The 20,338-nt window shown below is 47.9% G+C and carries 16 protein-coding genes; 1 reads left to right on the top strand and 15 read right to left on the bottom strand.

The window, feature by feature from the left end; genetic code table 11:
• Window position 1 precedes the first annotated feature (1 nt).
• From FO446_RS07305 to citZ, 10 genes are all read right to left on the bottom strand, one after another.
• A complete protein-coding gene (locus FO446_RS07305) occupies window positions 2-661 on the bottom strand; it encodes an HlyD family secretion protein (protein WP_173608861.1) in 660 nt (219 codons plus the stop codon).
• Window positions 662-670: 9 nt separating this feature from the next.
• Complete coding sequence (locus FO446_RS07300) at window positions 671-1,099, bottom strand: MarR family winged helix-turn-helix transcriptional regulator (RefSeq protein ID WP_012685124.1); 429 nt, start codon at window positions 1,097-1,099, stop codon at window positions 671-673.
• A gap of 659 nt (window positions 1,100-1,758) precedes the next feature.
• Window positions 1,759-2,703, bottom strand: a complete 945-nt coding sequence (locus tag FO446_RS07295) for a VanW family protein (protein ID WP_237900239.1) — start codon at window positions 2,701-2,703, stop codon at window positions 1,759-1,761.
• Between the two features lie 92 nt (window positions 2,704-2,795).
• On the bottom strand, window positions 2,796-3,884 hold the full coding sequence (locus FO446_RS07290; protein ID WP_173608863.1) for a PRK06851 family protein: 1,089 nt from the start codon (window positions 3,882-3,884) through the stop codon (window positions 2,796-2,798).
• Between the two features lie 255 nt (window positions 3,885-4,139).
• Window positions 4,140-4,796: a phosphate signaling complex protein PhoU gene (phoU, locus tag FO446_RS07285; protein ID WP_016738714.1), complete on the bottom strand. Its 657-nt coding sequence runs from the start codon at window positions 4,794-4,796 to the stop codon at window positions 4,140-4,142.
• Between the two features lie 109 nt (window positions 4,797-4,905).
• Window positions 4,906-6,669 carry a two-component system histidine kinase PnpS gene (gene pnpS / locus FO446_RS07280; protein WP_173608864.1) on the bottom strand — a complete coding sequence of 588 codons (1,764 nt, stop codon included), beginning with the start codon at window positions 6,667-6,669 and terminating at the stop codon, window positions 4,906-4,908.
• 13 nt (window positions 6,670-6,682) lie between these two features.
• Window positions 6,683-7,378: a response regulator transcription factor gene (locus tag FO446_RS07275; RefSeq protein WP_173608865.1), complete on the bottom strand. Its 696-nt coding sequence runs from the start codon at window positions 7,376-7,378 to the stop codon at window positions 6,683-6,685.
• A 684-nt stretch (window positions 7,379-8,062) separates the two neighbouring features.
• Window positions 8,063-9,001 carry a malate dehydrogenase gene (gene mdh, locus FO446_RS07270; RefSeq protein WP_173608866.1) on the bottom strand — a complete coding sequence of 313 codons (939 nt, stop codon included), beginning with the start codon at window positions 8,999-9,001 and terminating at the stop codon, window positions 8,063-8,065.
• 52 nt (window positions 9,002-9,053) lie between these two features.
• Window positions 9,054-10,337, bottom strand: coding sequence for an NADP-dependent isocitrate dehydrogenase (icd, locus tag FO446_RS07265; protein WP_173608867.1), 1,284 nt, complete (start codon window positions 10,335-10,337; stop codon window positions 9,054-9,056).
• Window positions 10,338-10,490: 153 nt separating this feature from the next.
• Window positions 10,491-11,603 carry a citrate synthase gene (gene citZ, locus FO446_RS07260; protein ID WP_048031704.1) on the bottom strand — a complete coding sequence of 371 codons (1,113 nt, stop codon included), beginning with the start codon at window positions 11,601-11,603 and terminating at the stop codon, window positions 10,491-10,493.
• A 425-nt stretch (window positions 11,604-12,028) separates the two neighbouring features.
• Here citZ and ytvI point away from each other — a divergent pair, with 425 nt between their 5' ends.
• Window positions 12,029-13,159, top strand: coding sequence for a sporulation integral membrane protein YtvI (gene ytvI, locus FO446_RS07255; protein WP_221867561.1), 1,131 nt, complete (start codon window positions 12,029-12,031; stop codon window positions 13,157-13,159).
• 76 nt (window positions 13,160-13,235) lie between these two features.
• Here the strand turns inward: ytvI and FO446_RS07250 are convergent, their stop codons facing one another.
• The 5 genes from FO446_RS07250 to pfkA form a co-directional block, all read right to left on the bottom strand.
• Window positions 13,236-13,631, bottom strand: a complete 396-nt coding sequence (locus FO446_RS07250) for an FxsA family protein (protein ID WP_173608869.1) — start codon at window positions 13,629-13,631, stop codon at window positions 13,236-13,238.
• Between the two features lie 2 nt (window positions 13,632-13,633).
• Window positions 13,634-14,065, bottom strand: coding sequence for an acyl-CoA thioesterase (locus FO446_RS07245; protein WP_221867560.1), 432 nt, complete (start codon window positions 14,063-14,065; stop codon window positions 13,634-13,636).
• 610 nt (window positions 14,066-14,675) lie between these two features.
• On the bottom strand, window positions 14,676-16,937 hold the full coding sequence (nrdJ, locus tag FO446_RS07240; protein WP_173608871.1) for a ribonucleoside-triphosphate reductase, adenosylcobalamin-dependent: 2,262 nt from the start codon (window positions 16,935-16,937) through the stop codon (window positions 14,676-14,678).
• A 441-nt stretch (window positions 16,938-17,378) separates the two neighbouring features.
• A complete protein-coding gene (gene pyk / locus FO446_RS07235) occupies window positions 17,379-19,133 on the bottom strand; it encodes a pyruvate kinase (RefSeq protein ID WP_173608872.1) in 1,755 nt (584 codons plus the stop codon).
• A 39-nt stretch (window positions 19,134-19,172) separates the two neighbouring features.
• Window positions 19,173-20,132 (bottom strand): 6-phosphofructokinase, encoded by a 960-nt coding sequence (gene pfkA / locus FO446_RS07230; protein WP_173608873.1) that lies wholly within the window; start codon window positions 20,130-20,132, stop codon window positions 19,173-19,175.
• Window positions 20,133-20,338 lie beyond the last annotated feature (206 nt).

Genomic DNA, 20,338 nt, shown 5'->3' with positions numbered 1-20,338 from the left:
ATTACATCTCCTTCACGTGCACTTTGATCTCGGCGTTCAATCCGGCAACGAGGTCCAGACCTGCTGTGTCATCTATAGCGATTTTGATCGGGATACGCTGGGTTACCTTGGTGAAGTTCCCACTCGTGTTGGCCGCTGGCATCAAGGAAAATGTAGAGTTCGTCGCCTTTCCGATCTCCATCAAATGACCGCCTAATTTCTTACCTGGGTAAGCGTCAACCGTAAAATCAACTTTTTGGCCGAGTTTCAAGCGTTCGATCTCTGTCTCTTCCAAATTGGCGGAGATGTACAATTTGCTTTCGTCAATTACGAGAGCTACCGATTGCCCTGTCGAAACAATCTCTCCCTCTTTTGCTTGCGTTTTAATCACGGTACCTGTAATGGGGGAACGCAACACGCTGTTTTCCAGCATTGTCGTTGCTACATTGGTTGTATCTTGCTGCCCTACGATTTGATCCGCTATAACGGTGTCGCCTTCTTTGACAGCGAGTCCGGTCAGTTTGCCTGTCATTTTCGGCATGACGCGATAAATGTCTCCCGCGATCCGGGCATCTTGTGTGGTCACATAATGTGCACTCTGATACCAATAGTAGTAACCGATTCCTCCACCACCTGCCACGAACAGGAGCAAAATGACATACAAAACCAGTTTTCGCTTCATGGTTTCTCCTCAACTTTCTCGTTCTTCTAGTTTCGCAATCAATGTTTCCATCGACTGAATAATGATGTCTAAATCCTCATCGGAAAATCCATGGAAAATACGTTTGTAAAAGTTCTCTGAGAAAAAATCAACCTTTGCGAACAACTCGGAAATCTTCGGTGTTTTACGAATCCAGACAACACGCCGGTCATTCTCATCACGTACACGTTCTACGAGTTGTTCTCGTTCCAAACGATCTATGATGCCAGAAACGGTACTGTAGGATAAGTCTACGGCTTTGCTTATCTGACCGATCGTTTTGGGATCAGGATGTATTTCTCGAATGACCATTAGCTGCGGGACAGTCACACCATATTGGGACAGTTCTTTTGTGGCCATCGTGCCAAATGTCTTGTTCAACCGTTTTAACAAGTCCCGAATATGCAGTGATTTATTCATAGTGCACTCCTTTCTTAAGTAATATTTCGTGTACGAAATTTATCACATGAAAACTATACGATGTTTTTTTATCCGTGGCAACTATTTCTTTAGGTTAAACTTTAACTAGGCAACCTTTTAAAAGCATGCGTTGGTCGGGCTGTAGTGGTGGGGAGGAAACAGGAGAAAACGCTCAGATTCTAGGTCCACCTGCTGAGGGATTGACTGTCCGGCTCCATGAAAAAAAGTGAAACCCGCGTCCAAAGTGGTCCATTCAGGGGGTGTCTCAGAGGTGGACGCTAAGAGCTTGTTTCTCTTTTTTTCATTGCGCCTCGGGCGGTGTCCCTAAGATCTTCGCTTATTTCTCCTGTTTCCTCTAAAAGCTTTCCATTTGATCCGATTTTTTACAAGATGGAAGAATGTAATCAGTTACGACAGAGAAGAATATTTCCAGACGTAGCGACTTGTGGAGTCCTCCCCAGCGAGAGAAGGGATTCGCGGGCAACAGAAACGCAACCGTGCCCATACGTCGTAGCGGCTACCACTTTTGCGTTTCCCCGCGAATCCCTTCGGAGCGGACAGCCTCTACCCTCAGCGGGACGGAGCCTGGAGCCTAGTCTGGAAATATTCTTCTCCCCACCGCAGCCTCGTACCCAAGACACAAAAAAACCGACACATCTCTAAGGAATTGTCGGTCCATTTTCATTTAAAATAGATGGAGAATCCGGAGCTTCTTCAGGCGTCGAGCGGCGTACGCTTGGAACATGTCGTGGCTCATGCTCCATTTCTGGAAAAGAGTGAACCGTCACGTACATGCTTCCGTTGTTCGCAATCGCACGAATCAAAACCGGATAGGCGTATTTGTTTTGAAACACAAAATCGGGGCCGTACCAGCTCACGGTTGCATCTCGCCCTGGAGGTACGTACGCTACGTTTCGACTGTGAGAATAACGCTGCATAATGTGCAAGCCTGCCTGGTCTACCGCATTGAACAGCGTAGACGATACTTGGCAGATTCCTCCCCCAATGCCTTCCGACAACTCTCCCCTGACAATGATAGGCGCCTGCAAATACCCTTTTTCTTTCGTACGCTGGCCCACTACCTTATTAAAAGAAAAAATTTCTCCTGGCAATACCACGTAATTGTTAATCGCCTGCGAGGCGAGCTTGATGTTGTGTACACGATTCCGGTTACCTGCATTGAAATAGGTCGCATATTGCCCGATCCTTTTTTTCCGCACCTGACTCATGAGAGCCTTGTCTACCTTCGGGAATACCTCTTTGTAGCTGACATTCATGCTTGCGGCTCCCGTACCATAAAAATAATCGTAAAAACGTCCGCGAAATGCCAGGTCATCCAGCTTTCTTCCCTTGGCTTCCGGAACGATGGCCCCGGCGTTATTAATCGTTGCATTGATCGGCGCAATGTACGCTTTTTTCGCCAGCTCTTCTACCATTCGCGCAAGCTTGCTGTCATCGACCAAAGGAACGCCATCAAAGGGAAGAGAATAATCAGCCCGGTTGAGCATAGCTACCGCCTTGCCCTCCATCTCTATCTGCAAAAAATTCGTCGGGTCGAGGGGATTAATTAACAGTAACAGAGCCAACGTCATAGCAAAACCCATCCGGCTGCTCACCTCCATTCTCCAACAACGATCATCTTCCGTTATTGTAGTATGAGCAGTCGAACGGGTTTCATTCTACGATCGGAATGACATTAGCCCATCTTTGTCAGCCTGCTGACAATTGCTTGCGTAACTGCCTTGAGACGCTGCTGGTCCACCGCTTCCTGATAAGTATTATTCAACTGGTCGCGCAGTTCCTTGGCAGCCAGAAGATTCGCTGTTGCTTCTTTCACTTTTTGCTTATACCTTACCTTGACATCCATTAATTCCTCTTCATATACCTCATCTGTGCCAGGCTCAATTGCCCTTTCATACATATCGATAACCTCATCTGTATCTTTACTTGGAAAATACTCATGAGGTGCGGTGCTGTCAAAAATAGCGAGGCCCTTCTCAGGAACAATGACCATATCAAGGCTGTGCGGGTCTAGTCCACAGTGGTATACTTCCACGTCAAAGCCGCGTGTTTTGGCTTCCTCCACCAACTTTTTCAACATAGTGGACTTGCCAGAGCCTGGCCTGCCCTTGATAAAGTAGCGCTTCTCCAAATGGTCGGTCAGCTTCATGATATGATCTACAGGCCCCTGCGGCGTCGCTGCCCCCAAATACATGCGCCGTACCTTTGCTTTCTTTTCCAGTTGCTCCTCTCCGAAGAACAAAGCTTTTACTTCTTCCGTAACGCAATTGGCTTCTTCTCTGTTGAGGTGCTCAATGTAGGGAGCCTCCCACTCATCGTGGATCCGCAAGGCCTCGCCAAAAGCTTGATATGCCTCTTCACTCTTCCTAAAAATCTCTTCGTACCAGCCGGCAATCTGGTCTTTGTAATCCACTAGCTGATCAATGTTGACCATGGACTGCAAATTGACCTGAATTTCCTTTACACCCGGAGAAGCGGGTCTCCAAATCCGGGGATAGCTACCATCCATAATCGCCACTTTATATTTGGGAAAAATAACACCATCAAACTGTCCATTCACAAAAGGAGAATGAATCCACTCCACTTCGTCTGTTTTTCGTGCCATTTGATTACCAATCGACTCGATCAGTGGCGACGTAATTCCTTCCACTGTCCCTGTCAAAATATAAACACGCTCCAAGCCTTCCAATACGGAGTCATAAAACGTCTTGTATCCTCGCGCAGTATTCCCTGCGGCATATATATGGCGCACTTTTGTGGTCATTGCCTTTCCCTCCTGTACTTCTTCTAACTGCCATTGAATCGATGTATTGTATGCACAAAAGGGAGAATAGGCGTCTGTCTACAACCATAAGAAAACCTCTATCGTGGTTTACTCAAGGATGAGCGACCGCGTTTTAGCGGAATGTTTTCCGTAATATCGAGAAGAAACCCGAAGAAGTTTATCCTTTACGATATTATGAAAAAGCCGCTGCTAGCTATTTTTCATAGCTCACAGCGGCTTTTTGTCATTCGGGTATTATTTATTCAGATCCGTCATTTTACCAGTAGACATATAAATAATCCATTCACAGATGTTCGTAACATGATCGGCAATCCGTTCCAAATATTGCGCGACCAAGAGCAAATGCGTTCCTTGCGAAATGGCCTGACTGTTTTTCGTCATCAATTCAATCAGATCATGGAAAATCGTGGAATACAGTTTATCCACAATGTCGTCGCGTGAGGCAATCTCTTCTGCCGCTTCTTTGTTGCGTGCAATATATGCATTTAAACAATCACGCACCATAGCCTTGACGTGATCAGCCATCATCGGAATATCGATGAGGGGTTTCACGTACGGGTCCGCCATCAAGCGTCGGGTCGTCTTGGCAATGGAAACGGCATGATCACCCATTCGCTCCAAATCCGTCACCAGCTTCAACATTGTTCCCAAGCGTCGCAAGTCACCTCCGACTGGCTGCTGCAACGCAATGAGACGGAAGCAATCGCTCTGTATTTCTTGCTCCAGCTCATTGATCACAGGATCGCTTGCGATAACCTGTTCCGCCAGTTGGGCATCCCGCTCAACCAGACTCTTAATGGATTTATGAATGGCTTCTTCCACCAATGTGCCCATCGTCATGAGCTTGCGGTGCAGTACATCCTGCTGTTCTTCAAAAGCGTGCCGTGACATTTCCCTCTTCCCCCTTCTAGTGTCTGACATGTCAAATGGTACAAGGCGATTGTATTGTAGAAGTAAAGCTACTATTTTGTTTGTGTAAATGTTTTTTGCAGTTGTTGTTTTAGGTAAGGGGAAGTGTAACTGTGAAGGTTGTCCCTCTTCCTTCCTTGCTCTCCACACTAATATGTCCGTGCAAATTTTCCACGAGATGCTTCACGATTGCGAGGCCCAAACCTGTTCCACCTGAATCGCGGCTTCTCGCCTTGTCTACGCGATAAAACCGCTCAAAGATACGCGTGAGGTCCCTTTCCGGAATGCCGATCCCGGTATCCATGACTTGAATGGTGATGTTTTCGCTGTCTGCCTCTGTCTTGACGTTGATTTTTCCACCTTCTGGCGTATAGGCGATCGCATTCGTCAACAGATTCAAGATGATCTGCTGCAAGCAATCCTTATCCGTCATCAGCCAAATATCTGGCTTTGGTGAAGGGAGGGTGATCGTCAATTCCTTGCGTTGTGCCTGGTCATGCATGATGGCAACCGCCGAACTGATTAGATCCTGCAAGTGAACCTGACTCAGATGCAACGGGATTCGCTTCTGCTCGATTTTGGAAAGGTCCAAAATGTCGCGGATCATCCGGTAGAGCCGCTCGCTCTCATCCGAGATGATTTGCAAGAAATTGCGGCATGTTTCCTCGTCCTGCATAGCCCCTTCAAGCAAAGTCTCCGTGAAGCCCTTGATCGAGGTAATCGGCGTGCGTAGCTCATGCGATACGTTTGCTACGAAGTCACTTCGCATCTTCTCCAGGCGGCGAATGTCGGTGATGTCATGCAGTACTACGACCACACCCCTCGACTCCCCCTTGAAGTTAATATAGGGAGCAAAATTCACGTCAAGAATGCGTTCCTGCGGGTAATAAATGTGTACCTCTTGGCGGAACTTCTCGCTTCTGTCGAGGCACCTGTCGATGTATTGGCTGAGCCCAAAGCTTTTGCCGGCCTCGATATGCAGCTTCCCTACTATCTCATGTCCAGCAGTCCCCAGCAGCTTTTCAACGGCTGGATTGACCAGCATGATCCGGCGTTGTTCAGAAATGAAAATCACGCCACTCGTCATATTGGTCAGCACCCCTGCCAGGCGCTGCTGATTCTCCGAGATTTCGTACATCTGCTGCTCCAGGCTCGATGCCATGAAGTTGATCGCGCCTGCAAGCTGACCGATCTCATCCTTTGCTTTGATTCTGACACGGCTCTCATATTGGCGCTGTGTAATGTTGCGGGCTACCCGGGTGATCTCCTCGATCGGACGAATAATGGAAAAGGAAATGCGAGAAACAACAATCGATCCGACTACCAAAGTAACCAATAAACCTGTGAGTAAGCTGTACCACATTTTGTGGATCGTATCGGTAATATCTTTCATCGACATCGCTGAACGAACAACACCGAATATTTCGTTGTTCAATTCAACAGGTACTGCAACGTACATCATGTCATAGCCGAGCGTCTCACTAAAACGACGGGAAATCCCTGTTTCTCCTTTCAACGCTGCCTTCATCTCTGGTCGGTCATGGTGGTTTTCCATCTCTTCCGGGTGGGAGGAGTTGTCGTACATCACCTGACCATCCTTGTTGATAATGGTGATCCGTACTTCATCCGTTGGCGCTACTTGTTTGACCCGGTCTGCTAACGTCGCCTTATCGGCAAAGACATTCGGGAAACGGACCGCCTGAGAGATGAGCTTCGACTCGCGGGACAATAGCTCATTCAGTGATTGGAGGTAGGAATTCTCAAGGACTTTGGCAAAATACATCCCCATCACCAATAGTACGAGAGAGATTAAACCCAAAATAGTCAAAGTGAGTTTGATTCGAAAGCGAGTCAAGGTAAATCCTCCGTTATCCTTCCAGTTTGTATCCTAATCCGCGAACGGTTTTGATGTATTTCGGGTTCTTCGTATCATCCTCAAGCTTTTCGCGCAAATGGCTGACATGCACGTCCACGATTCGAGAGTCCCCGATAAAATCGTAGTTCCAAACAGCATTCAACAATTGATCGCGCGTCAATACACGTCCTTGGTGGCTCGCTAAATAGTTGAGCAGCTCGAATTCCTTTGGTGTCAGCTCAACCTTCACGTCTTTACAGAACACCTCGTACTTCTCCGGGTAGATACGAATATCCCCAAATTGGAGCAACACCTCTTGAGGCGCTGTAGTCGCTTCCGGCGTGTTCTGAAAACGCCGCAGAATGGCTTTCACGCGGGCAATTACTTCTCTCGGGCTAAAAGGCTTTGTCAAATAATCATCGGCACCAAGCTCAAGCCCCAAAATCTTGTCGAGCTCATCATCTTTCGCTGTAAGCATCAAGATCGGCGTATTATTGCGTTCCTGGCGCAAGGTTTTGCATACGTCCATTCCATCCATCTTGGGAAGCATCAAATCAAGAATGATAAAATCAGGCTGCTCGCTCTTAACCACTTCCAAGGCCTGTTTACCGTCAAAAGCAGTTACGACCTGAAATCCTGATTTTTCAAGATTAAATTGCAATAGCTTTACAATAGAAGCTTCGTCATCCACTACCAATACTTTGATCATCTGTCTGTTTCCCCCTAGCGTTGCAATGCTTGCGCTCGATTTTCTAACCTACGTCCCCTGAAAAATACTTCTCTCTACAATACTCAGTCTGCCAATGCTCATTGCGGAAAACAAGTAATTTTTTTGTAAAGACATGCTGTTGAACACATAGAACTTAGTTGCTTGACAGTAGTATTCCTCTTTTAGGTAAAGGTATCTCCTTAAAAAATCCTAGCTGTCTTCCAGCGGTAGAGGTCGGGAGAAGCCCTGCCACATGCTTTCCAGTTGCCTGTATCCTCTCTACGTTCGGGCGGTCTCCTTCCAAACATGTGACAGTGCTTCGGTACAGCTGTGGATGTATGTCTTGCTTTTACAACGTTTTACAAGTGGGCTCAAAGAAGTTTTCCTTGAGCCTTTTAAAAAAAACTAAAAGCTACGTGGAAGAAGCGAATTTCCAGTCCAAGCGCCTCTGGAGCCCAGCCCAGCGTAGGAATAAATGGCGGGGAATTTCAGCTTCACTTATGGACTACCTCCTCGAAACTTCTACGTTTGAAGCGCTCCCGCCATTTATTCTGGAGCGAACAGTCATACCCACAGCGGGGCGTAGGCCGAAGCGTAGACTGGAAATTCGTTTCTTCCACCACCACAGCAACTTTAATAGCAAAAGACGCCTTCCCAAAGAAAGGCGTCTTACATGTACTAATCTTATTTCAAAACAGCCATTACACTGCGTACAGAGTCAGCAGATTTATCAAGAGCTGCTTTCTCTTCGGCAGTCAGATCCAATTCGATCACTTTTTCGATCCCGTTTGCGCCGAGCAGAGTCGGTACACCCAGGTAGAGATCGTTGTAGCCGTACTCTCCTTGCAGAAGAGCGATGGATGGCAGAATGCGTTTTTTGTCCTTGATGATGGCTTCAGCCATTTGTACCAAGGAAGCCGCAGGTGCATAGTAAGCGGAACCGTTCCCCAGAAGGTTTACAATCTCGCCCCCGCCCTTGCGGGTACGCTCTACGATCGCATCCAGACGGTCTTGCGGGATTAATTTTTCCAATGGGATACCACCAGCATACGAGTAGCGAACCAATGGAACCATGTCATCTCCGTGACCACCCAGAACGAAGCCCGTTACGTCTTCTACAGATACGTTCAGCTCCATCGCCACGAAGGTACGGAAGCGAGCAGTATCCAGAACGCCGGATTGACCGATTACGCGCTCTTTTGGAAAGCCGGACGTTTTGAAGAAGGTGTACGTCATCGCGTCAACTGGGTTGGACAGTACGAGCACGATAGAGTTTGGTGCATATGTTTTTACTTGCTCTGCAACAGATTTCATAATGCCAGCATTGGTGTTAACCAGATCATCGCGGGACATGCCAGGCTTGCGGGCAATACCAGCTGTGATAATGACGAGATCAGCATCTTTGATGTCTTCATAGTTCGCAGTACCTGTGATGTTTGCATCAAAGCCTAATACTGGCGAGGATTCCATCATGTCGAGAGCTTTACCTTTTGTTGGGTTCTCCAGTTGCGGAATGTCAACCAATACGATGTCGCCCAGTTCTTTTTGCCCCAAAATGAATGCAGTTGTTGCACCAGTGAAGCCACTACCGATAACAGCGATTTTTTTACGGTTGAATGCCATGAACTATTCCCCTCCAAAAATGTAAGTGTAAAAATTTGTGCCCCAATCTATCTTACATGTTTTGAATCAGAGCGTCAGCAAACTCGGAGCATTTCAGTTCTTGTGCGCCTTCCATCAGACGAGCGAAATCGTATGTTACTGTTTTCGCGGAGATGGTTTTTTCCATGGAGTTGATGATCAGATCAGCTGCTTCGTTCCAGCCCAGGTGGCGCAGCATCATTTCTCCGGACAGGATCACGGAGGATGGGTTTACTTTGTCCAGACCAGCGTATTTCGGAGCTGTACCATGAGTTGCTTCGAAGATCGCATGACCAGTCAGGTAGTTGATGTTTGCACCTGGAGCGATACCGATACCGCCTACTTGTGCAGCCAAAGCGTCGGATACATAGTCACCGTTCAGGTTGAGTGTTGCTACTACATCGTACTCAGCTGGACGAGTCAGGATTTGTTGCAGGAACGCGTCAGCGATAACATCTTTAACGATGATTTTGCCAGCTGCTTCTGCTTCTTTTTGTGCTTTGTCAGCGTCGCCGCCTTCAGCTTTGATACGATCGTATTGTGCCCAAGTGAACACTTTGTCGCCGTATTCTGCTTCAGCCAGTGCATAACCCCAGCTTTTGAACGCACCTTCCGTGAACTTCATGATGTTACCTTTGTGTACGAGGGTAACGGATTTGCGCTTGTTGTCAATTGCATAGTCAATTGCTGCACGAACCAGACGCTCTGTACCATCTTTGGAAACAGGCTTGATACCGATACCAGAAGTTTCTGGGAAGCGAATTTTCTTCACGCCCATTTCGTTTTGCAGGAAGTCGATTACTTTTTTCACTTCTGGAGTACCTTCAGCCCACTCCACACCAGCGTAGATGTCTTCAGTGTTCTCGCGGAAGATTACCATGTCTGTCAATTCAGGATGTTTAACTGGGGATGGAACACCATCGAAGTATTGAACAGGACGTACGCAAGCATACAGATCCAGCTCTTGACGCAGTGCTACGTTGATCGAACGGATACCGCCGCCTACTGGTGTAGTCAGAGGACCTTTGATTGCAATCAGGTATTCACGAACAGCAGTCAGCGTATCTTCTGGCAGCCACTCGCTGTATTGGTTGAAGGATTTTTCGCCCGCGAATACTTCGAACCAAGCGATTTTCTTCTCGCCTTTGTATGCTTTTTCTACAGCAGCATCCAGAACACGAACGGAAGCTTTCCAAATGTCAGGGCCAGTACCGTCACCCTCGATGAAAGGAATGATCGGATTGTTTGGAACTACCAATTTACCGTTATCCACAGTAATTTTTTCGCCTGCAGTTGGTTGCGTCAGGTTTTTAAACACAAAAAATCCCTCCAGTGTTATATATATTTGGTGATTATGAATATTTCCAGACGTAGGAGAACTACCACTCACTTGTGGTAGTTCTCAAGCTTGCGCTCAGGAGCGATCAGCTTGGCTGACCCCCTACCCTCCACGCTCGAAAATAGCGAGTTCTTAGCGGCGGTCAATTGGAACGTAGTGTTGGTTGACCGGACCGGTGTAATCCGCGCGAGGACGGATCAGGCGATTATTTTCATACTGTTCCATGATGTGTGCTGTCCAACCGGACATACGGCTGATAGCAAAAATCGGTGTGAACAGGTCCGTTTCGAGGCCGAGAGAAATGTACACAGATGCGGAGTAGAAGTCAACGTTTGGCTTCAGTCCTTTTTCACCGGAAATCATTTCATCGATCTTCACAGACATCTCAAACAGCTCAGGGCGACCGATTTGCGCGGTCAGTGCTTTGGACATTTCTTTCAGCCATTTCGCACGTGGGTCACCATCTTTGTATACACGGTGTCCGAAGCCCATGATTTTTTCCTTGTTATCCAGCTTGGTGCGGATGTAGGATTCTACGTTAGCCATGCCGCCGATTTCGTTCAGCATCTTCGCTACTGCTTCATTAGCGCCACCATGCAGAGGGCCTTTGAGTGTACCAATTGCAGACACGATACCGGAATAAATGTCAGTCAGAGTCGCAACAGTTACGCGAGCAGAGAATGTAGATGCATTGAACTCATGGTCAGCATGCAGGATCAGAGCAACGTCAAACGCTTTTACTGCTGTTTCTGTTGGCTCCTGGCCTGTCAGCATGTAGAGGAAGTTTTGTGCAATCGTGAAATCTGCACGTGGAGCTACTGGCTCCAAACCTTTACGCATACGCTCGTAAGCAGCGATCAAGGTAGGAGTTTGTGCCATCAGGCGGATAGATTTCCGATAGTTGGCTTCAGGAGACATATCTTGCGCTTCTGTGTCGTAGAGCGCTAACGAAGAGACAGCTGTGCGCAACGCCGCCATTGGGTGTACGCCTTTTGGATAGTGGCGAATGCTTTCCAGCACTTCTTGGGCCACTGCTGCATTTTCACCCAATTGTTTTTTCAAAGCGTCCAGCTGATCACGCTTCGGTAACGCTCCATGCCAGAGCAAATATACAACCTCTTCAAAAGTTGCATGTTCTGCCAGCTCATCGATGTTGATCCCGCCATAGCAAAGAACCCCATCGACGATCGAACAGATGGATGATTGAGCGGCAACAACGCCTTCAAGTCCACGAGTAGTTGTCATAGAACTCCCTCTCCTTTTCCACTCAAGTAGTAGTGCTTATCTAGTCTTCGCTTGTCCGCCATGACTGATAAACGGCCTGATCAAGTTCAAAATAGACGACTTTTTGAACATCCTATCTATGAAATTGTAAGCAGCGGTTTCTTTCATCCACCACTCTTGACAGGGAATGTATCCACGCAAATCCTCACAAGGTCGTACATGCAAATGTCGCTCGTGCAAGGGGAGAGGCGAGAGAAAAGAATCCACTAAGACGACCCAATTATAAAAGATTATTGCGATTTTGTGAATAAGGTTGGCGAAAAAATGTTTCGAAGGGTGAAACGGAGTTTTGTTTTTTCGCGATTCTTGCTCCACCTATCAGGCATGCTGCATAATAGAAACATCAGTATTTTGTTCGCACCTTCGCGGCGGAAAGGAGAAACCGTTTGAATCAGGAAAACTGGGTAGAGCGCCTCTTTCAAATCATTCGATTGTTATGGGTTTGCCTGCTTGTCTATGTAGGGATTTGGGTATTCCAACATGCAACACCTTTACTGTACCCATTTATAATCGCTTTAGTCATTGCGCTCATCATCAACAAGCCCGTTACGTTTATGACCAGAAAGTTCAGGATTCCCCGCTGGCTTTCCGTCATTATCGCGCTCTTGGTTTTGATGCTGCTCGCTGGCGGAGTGCTCACACTGATCATCACGGAAACAGTCGTGGAAATCGGGGAGCTGGCCAAGCGTTTGCCAGTCGTTGCACAGGAGCTGGCCCATTATTTGCAAAATACGATTTCTCAGGACTTCTTGATGGGCATTTACAATCAGCTTCAGTGGTTTTACGAGCAACTCGACCCAAGTTATAAGGATAAACTTACCAGTACGGTAGGTAGTGCGATCTCGACCATCACAAATGTTGGGCAGGACTTGATCGTCAAATTCCTGGATGGATTGAAAAACCTGCTTGTCTCACTCCCGAATATGGCAACAGTTTCCGTTATTTCCATCATGGGTGCCTTCTTTATCTCCAAAGATTTTGCCCTTTGGGAAGCGCGGGGTCGCCGTCTTTTGCCAACAGGAGTAAACAGCCGTCTCGATCAAATTTTCATCGATTTGCGCAATGCCTTGTTCGGGTTCGTCAAGGCGCAGTTGACCCTCATCTCCTTAACCGCTGCCATCGTCATCATTGGCCTGTTGGTCATGCGTGTCGAGTACGCGATTACGATTGGCTTGATCACGGGCTTGGTCGATCTCTTGCCTTATCTTGGGACAGGGACCGTCTTTGTTCCTTGGATCATCTACATGTTTTTCAAAGGCAATTACACGATGGTCATCGGCTTGTCCATTTTGTACGGGGTCGTCTTGATTTTCCGTCAAATTATCGAACCAAAAGTCGTTGCGGAAAACGTCGGTCTCGACCCTCTCCTCACATTGGTCGCGCTGTTTGTTGGCCTCCAGCTGTTCGGATTCCTGGGCTTGATCATTGGACCTGTTTCACTTGTCATGATCAATGCTCTGGTAAAAGCCAACGTCTTCGTCGATGTATGGGGCTACATCCGAGGGAAGAAAACCTGACCTCATGTAAAAAGAACCGCTTGCGAGCAGCTTGTACACAGCTCGGAGCGGTTCTTTTTTATAGGGAATTTTAGTATTAGCGGCGGAAAAACAATTGAACACGACCAGACGAGATGAGGTTCCACAGCCAGCGCTTCAACAGATGACGAATGATCATCCGTGTGTACGGAATAAGAAAGACCAGTCCAATTACATCTGTGACGAATCCAGGCAACAAGAGCAAAATACCACCGATCAAGATCAAGACACCGTCAATGAGCGAATCGGTAGGCATTTGCCCTCGCGACAACTGGTGTTGGACCATGCGGAATACTTGCATCCCCTGCTGCTTCGCAAGCCAAGCTCCCAAGATCCCTGTGAGAATGACCAGCATGACTGTATTCCAGCCGCCAATCCACGAACCAATAGTAATAAGCCCCCAAAGCTCTAAACCAAACGCGACGACAAATAGAATGGCAAAAAAGCGGAACATGCCTATTCCCCTCCTTTATGCTGGGAGTCCAACCAATCATAGATGTCAGGCACCGCTCGGGACAAGCGAATCGGCCTCAAAACTGTATTGGTAAATACATGCATTGTCTCTCCTGACACCAACAGCTGTTGGTCAGGCAATCTAACAATCACGTAAGCAAAAGTGAGACGGACAGGACTGATCTCTTTTACACGTGTCCGTATTTCTACCTCATCGTCATAACGAGCAGGCTGTTTGTAAGAGATGTTCGCATCTGTGACAGGCAGAAGTACGCCTTTTTCCTCGAGTTCACGATAGGTAATCCCCGCATGGCGAATCAGTTCTGTTCTTCCTACTTCAAACCAGTTCAAGTAATTCGTATGGTAGACCACACCCATCTGATCGGTTTCTCCATAGCGGACACGCAATCGATGGGAATGAATAATGGGAGTCATTTTAGATCGCTCCTTTCTCTATAGGATGATTGTACCATAGTACCCCTATGTGGCTGTAGTGGTGGGGAGGAAACAGGAGAAAACGCTCAGATTCTAGGGCCACCCGCTGTGGGATTAACTGCCCGACTCCATGCAAAAAGCGAAACCGCGTCCAAAGTGGTCCATTCAAGTTGCTGTCTCAGAGGTGGACGCTTAAAATCATGTTTCGCTTTTTGCATTCCGTCTCGGTCGGTGTCCCTAAGATCTTCGCTTTTTTCTCCTGTTTCCTCTACGAGCTTTTCGTCCTTAAACGAGTCTTAAAGGCATTAAAAGATTGAAGAATCTTATCTGTAACGCTAGAGAAGAATATTTCCAGACGTAGCGACTTGTGGAGTCCAGCCGAGCGGAGAAGGGATTCGCGGGAAAAAGAAACGCAACCGTGCTCACGCTACGTAGCGGCTACCACTTTTGCGTTTCCCCGCGAATCCCTTCGGAGCGGACAGCCCCAGCCCCCAGCGGGACGGAGCCTGGAGCCTAGACTGGAAATATTCTTCTCTCCACCGCAGCCACATAAAAAAACAGGGGCAGACTGTTTCTACCAGTCTCCCCCTGCTCTTATTATTCGGATCGCTTAACGAATCGGGCAAGCTCCGCCTTCGCAAGATTCAGCCGTGGACAGATCAGCCTCGCCGCCAGTTTCATACTGCTGCAAAATCGCAGGATCAAACGGCTTCATGGACTGCTTTAATGCCTCGTACTGTTCTTTGGTGCACTCTTCGTAAGGAGCCAATTGGTAGTTTCCGCCATCCAATTGCAAGAAGGATACACCTACGAAATTATCCCAGTTATCGTATACGATGTCTTCTACTTCTGCCCATTCTTCCTTACGTACAGTAATGGTGTTCGAAGAGTTGTGCTCCGTATATTCCTTCTGGAAACGGAAGTACGTATCGAATTGGCGTTTTGCACTTACTTCGTTCTTCGTTTCTTCTGCCCCTGATGCTACAGGGAAATCGATGACGAGTGTACGTGCATTTGCCATGCGCTCTTCATACGTTTCGCCTGGTGTTCCTACCTCTGGGTTGACTGTCCAGCCGAGAGTTTGTACAGCTTTTGCCAATGGATCCTCAGCATTGATGCGAATGCGGCGGATGTAGTACGGCGAATGGGACCAGTGCAGACCGCTGGAGACACCACCAGCTACCTGAGACAGCGTACCTTCCGGCTTCACAGTCGTTACCAAGAGTGGAGAGTTCACACGCAGCTCATACGCATAACGGTTCGCCTCGTCACGAGCAGCATCGCCCAGCTGGCGCAGCAGTTCGAGCTCTTGCTCTTCTGTATAGCCAAGGGATGCCAACGCATCCTTCACTCCAGTAAGAGAAGTTCCGAGCAAGCGGTCACGCTGTTGAACGGTATCCCAATGCGGCAGCTCCAACGTAACCAGCGTCATGCGCAGACCGGCACGAGCAGATTTGCGCTGTGCTTCCAGCAAGCCATCGAGATCCAGATACTTGGAGCCATCCCCGCGATCCTTCACGAATTCAACCAGATTGACTGTCGTCAGGTTGCAGACGCCATAAGAATCGAGCAGGATTTCTGCACAAGGGTTCAAGCCCTCTGCATTTGGGCGGCGACGGTTTGCTTCTTCCAGGTTGATGAAGCCTGGTTCGCCTTCCAATTGCATCAAAGTGAACACGAGGTTCAAGAATGGCTTAGTTGGTTGTTTGGTAAAGGCGATGGAGTTGTTCGACATACGGCGGTGATCCAGACCAAAGCGTCCGTCTCCTACGTTTTGGATGCTGTCAAACCATACAGGCTTGTGCTCTCCCAACAGCTCGCCTACACGACGGTGATGGTTCAGCTGATCCTCCGTCCAGAAACCATTGATGCCGTATTTCGCCAGCATGCACTCATAGTCATCGTGATCAAACAGGAAAATTTCCGCTGTACGGCGTACGCCACCTACCACAACGTTTGCTCCGATGAGGTTTCCAATGTCGAGAATATGTATCGGACGGATTTTACCGTATCCTATTTCATCACTCTCGATTGGTGCCAAATGCTGGTCGATTTGGTTTTTCAACACTTTATCGATTCCTTCAAACATTTCGCGAAGCGGCTCATGACCACTAGCTGTACCGCCAAAACGCTTCAGTCGCTCGCCTTTCGGACGCACGCTGTTATAAGAGATTTTCACGGTGTGAATGTGCTCGTAAGTGGAATCTGTCAAAATTTGCAGGTAGAGACGGAGGGATTCTACCCAGCCTTCTTTACTGTCTCCCACATAAATTTTGGCAAAGCCGTTATCCAGTACATTCAGCTCAGAGCGCTCCAGGCGTTGATGCTTTGGCAGCGGTCTGTATTCAGAAGAAAGCAGCGAGACATTCGTGCGAATCGGGCCCAGTCCAGCAGCCATTTCCTTCGTGCATTTGAAGCCTACGCCAGTTCCTACCAAGAGAAGGTAGAACAAATCGCCCAAGTCATCCCAAGACTTGATGTTCAGGAAGGAGCAGTTGAAGTTCGCCAACGGATACAAATCCGCTACGCCGTTGTCTGCACCGCCAACCCACAAGGTACGGCCGGACAAAAACTGGCGAAGGTTGAACATGTTGTCAAACAATCCTTCTGCCTCTTTTTCCATTGCGCGGGAATCGGCATACATTCCGATTTTGTTCAAATGCTGATAAGCCAGCTTAATATTGTAATCCACCGAGCGGCGGCAAGTTTCTTTCCACGTTTCCCGTCTTCCTTTTTCCGGTACAAAGCGAGAATAAGTACGGTAGTAAACAAATTGTCCAAGAGGACTCATATGGTTCGGAAAATCAGGATATTGATTTAAGAATTCATCCCGCAAAAATTGAGTTCGGGATACGGTTTCGGTCGCCAGCATATCGTTCCTCCTTCGAATCTTTCCTCTCTAGTTTAACTATCTTTATCTGTAAAACTCAATAGTTTCACCTATATATTGTGCAAAATAATTTTCGACAATACTAGATGTTGTGTTCACCCTAAAAAAACACTTGACACAAAATCCCGAACATTGGACGTACAAAAGGACCATTTTACGTTCAGCCTTTTCCTGAGAACGAGCCCTACAACACCCATTCTGTCATGATTTGGAAACCCCGAACGTATGGATTTCATCCGTTCTGGCACAAAGCCACCGACCGATTTTAACAGATTCCCACTCGCTTTGCATCACCTAATAATCGCCGTTATCTGGTAAAACTTATCAAGCAGTTCGTCGGCTAATCCTTTTTCCACCAAGCCAAAAAGGGTGACACTTGGTCACCCTTCAGAGGCATTCTTCATTAAAGTTGAATAGTATTACCTACAGAATCCGGGCATGTCCTGAATAAATATGCCCACGTTCAGAATCCACCGTTACGATTTGCCCGTCCTTCAATACATCCGTAGCAAATTGCACACCTACGATGACTGGAATGCCGAGATTCAGGCCTACAATGGCTGCGTGAGAAGTAAGTCCTCCCTCTTCGCAAATCACCGCTCCAGCCTTGCCAAACGCTTCAATCATATCGGAGTCGGTACCGATGGTAACCAGGATTGCACCTTCTTCTACCTTTGCCAGCGCCTCTTCAGCGGATCTGGCAATCACTACCTTGTTGGTGACAACTTTTCGGCCGATTCCTTGTCCTTTTGCTACCACATCCCCAATGACGTGGATTTTCATCAGATTCGTTGTCCCAACCTCACGCACAGGCACGCCTGCTGTGATCACAACGAGATCGCCATGACGAACGAAGCCTGTATCAAGCGCCTCTTGAACAGACATCTCCAGCATTTCATCGGTGCTATTCGCCATTTCGCCCTTCACCGGATACACGCCATTTACGAGTGCAAGACGGCGAATAATCGCTTCGTGCGGCGTTACAGCCACGATTGGTGCTTTTGGACGGAACTTGGATACCATGCGAGCTGTGTGTCCGCTTTCAGTCGCAGTAATGATTGCCGCTGCGTCCAGATCCAGTGCTGCATTGGATACAGCTTGGCTGATGGCATCGGTAATCGTCACTTGTTTGAGCTGTGCTTGTGCGTACAAGATCTCACGATAATTCAGCTCTTGCTCTGCACGTACAGCAATGCGCACCATGGTTTCGACAGACTCAACCGGGTATTTACCGGCAGCCGTCTCTCCAGAGAGCATGATTGCGTCTGTCCCATCGAAAATGGCATTCGCAACGTCACTCGCTTCCGCACGTGTTGGACGTGGGTTGCGCTGCATGGAATCAAGCATTTGTGTCGCCGTAATAACTGGCTTCGCGAGTTCGTTACATTTTTTGATCAGCTTCTTCTGAACAAGTGGTACTTCTTCTGCCGGAATCTCTACGCCCAAATCACCACGCGCAACCATGATTCCATCTGTTACTACCAAAATTTCGTCTACATTATCGACGCCTTCCTGGTTTTCGATTTTCGCGATAATATCGATACGCACGTTATGGCGCTCCAGGATTTGGCGAATCTCCAAGATATCCGAAGCTTTTCGGACGAAGGAAGCCGCAATGAAATCGACTCCTTGTTCAATACCGAATTCGATATCCTGCGCATCCTTTTCTGTGATACCTGGCAAGTTGATTTTGACACCAGGAACATTGACGCCTTTTTTGCTCTTCAGTGTTCCGCCGTTTTTGATCAAGCAGATGATTTCGGTGTCACTCACTTCTTGTACAGTCAACCCGATCAAGCCGTCGTCGATCAAGATCGTATCGCCGATTTTTACATCACCAGGCAATTCCGGATACGTAATGGAGACGCGCTCTGCGGTACCCGCTACTTCCTCAGTGGTGAGGATCAGCGTATTTCCTTCTACGAGCTCGACTGCATCTACTGCAAGCGTACCCGTGCGAATTTCAGGACCTTTTGTATCCAAAAGGATTGCAACGGGTTTCCCGGTTTCTTTTGATGCCTGGCGAATGTTTACAATTCGGGCCGCATGCTCCTCATGGGAACCGTGCGAGAAATTCAAACGCGCTACGTTCATTCCTGCTTCGATGAGTTTTTTCAGCGTTTCAACCGATTCACTCGCTGGTCCGATGGTACACACAATTTTTGCTTTCCTTAACATAGGATGTAAGCCTCCTCGACACTCCGAAAACTGTCAGTATTATATAGATAGCGTGCGCGCCAATTGATAAATAGATAAATCCAATTGATGCTTTTTCGCCAATGCTTCTTGAAAATCAACATCCACGATCTGGTTGTTCTGAATCCCAACCATTCGGTCCTGCTTGCCTTCCAGCAACAAATCGACAGCTGCGGCACCCATTCGGCTTGCCAGCATTCGGTCCATCGCAGTAGGGGAACCACCACGCTGAATATGACCGAGTACCGTCACACGAGTCTCCCAGCCTGTCTCTTTCGTGATCGCTTCGGCGTACGAAGCGGCACTTCCTACCCCTTCCGCCACAATGATGATGGAATGCTTTTTGCCACGGCGTTGTCCAGCATGCAGTCGCTCAATAATGTCGTCCATCTCCTGCGACGCTTCCGGGATCATAATGGACTCGGCACCAGCCGCAAGCCCTGCCCACAATGCCAGGTCGCCAGCATCTCGCCCCATTACTTCAATAATGTACGTGCGTTCATGCGAAGTGGCCGTATCGCGGATTTTATCGATTGCTTCCACAACGGTATTCAATGCCGTATCAAACCCGATCGTGAAATCGGTGCATGGAATATCATTATCAATCGTACCCGGTACGCCAATAGTCGGGAAGCCTTTTTCGGTTAGCTTCTGCGCACCGCGAAACGACCCATCTCCCCCAATGACAATCAGACCCTCAATTCCATGAGTACGTAATTGCTCCACCGCTCTTTGCTGTCCGGCTTCCGTCTTGAACGCTTCACTGCGAGCGGAGTAGAGAATGGTTCCTCCCCGTTGGATAATATCCCCAACAGAGCCTAGAGACATCTCCGTGATATCTCCCCTCATCAGCCCTTCGTATCCGTGGTAAACCCCAAACATTTGTACCTCGTGAAAATGAGCACGACGTACAGCCGCCCGGACTGCGGCATTCATTCCAGGAGAATCTCCACCGCTAGTGAGAACTGCAAGTTTCCGCATGGAATCCACCTCTCCAATCGTATCGTCTTTAGCATGTCATTTAACGGAAACAGTATGTACCATACTTTGTATGAAACATGCTGTATCACTCAAATCCTCATATCTGTTATACAATCAAAAGATATGTGCCATACTTTTTGAAAGCTCTGATAACTCTTTCATCCGACTTCGATTGTAGCAGATTTTCCTCGGAGAAAAAAGAAAAA

This window comes from Brevibacillus brevis (assembly GCF_022026395.1).
In the GTDB taxonomy this organism is placed as follows: domain Bacteria; phylum Bacillota; class Bacilli; order Brevibacillales; family Brevibacillaceae; genus Brevibacillus.
Note: the sequence above shows the minus strand (reverse complement) of the source record. Positions and strands in the feature narration are given on the sequence as shown.

Bases quoted from the DNA above. Each gene is read 5' to 3' on its own strand.
- FO446_RS07305 (WP_173608861.1), bottom strand. From the start codon at position 661: ATGAAGCGAAAACTGGTTTTGTATGTCATTTTGCTCCTGTTCGTGGCA.
- FO446_RS07300 (WP_012685124.1), bottom strand. From the start codon at position 1,099: ATGAATAAATCACTGCATATTCGGGACTTGTTAAAACGGTTGAACAAG.
- FO446_RS07295 (WP_237900239.1), bottom strand. From the start codon at position 2,703: ATGGGTTTTGCTATGACGTTGGCTCTGTTACTGTTAATTAATCCCCTC.
- FO446_RS07290 (WP_173608863.1), bottom strand. From the start codon at position 3,884: ATGACCACAAAAGTGCGCCATATATATGCCGCAGGGAATACTGCGCGA.
- phoU (WP_016738714.1), bottom strand. From the start codon at position 4,796: ATGTCACGGCACGCTTTTGAAGAACAGCAGGATGTACTGCACCGCAAG.
- FO446_RS07275 (WP_173608865.1), bottom strand. From the start codon at position 7,378: ATGATCAAAGTATTGGTAGTGGATGACGAAGCTTCTATTGTAAAGCTA.
- mdh (WP_173608866.1), bottom strand. From the start codon at position 9,001: ATGGCATTCAACCGTAAAAAAATCGCTGTTATCGGTAGTGGCTTCACT.
- citZ (WP_048031704.1), bottom strand. From the start codon at position 11,603: ATGACAACTACTCGTGGACTTGAAGGCGTTGTTGCCGCTCAATCATCC.
- FO446_RS07250 (WP_173608869.1), bottom strand. From the start codon at position 13,631: ATGTTCCGCTTTTTTGCCATTCTATTTGTCGTCGCGTTTGGTTTAGAG.
- FO446_RS07245 (WP_221867560.1), bottom strand. From the start codon at position 14,065: ATGACTCCCATTATTCATTCCCATCGATTGCGTGTCCGCTATGGAGAA.
- nrdJ (WP_173608871.1), bottom strand. From the start codon at position 16,937: ATGCTGGCGACCGAAACCGTATCCCGAACTCAATTTTTGCGGGATGAA.
- pyk (WP_173608872.1), bottom strand. From the start codon at position 19,133: ATGTTAAGGAAAGCAAAAATTGTGTGTACCATCGGACCAGCGAGTGAA.
- pfkA (WP_173608873.1), bottom strand. From the start codon at position 20,132: ATGCGGAAACTTGCAGTTCTCACTAGCGGTGGAGATTCTCCTGGAATG.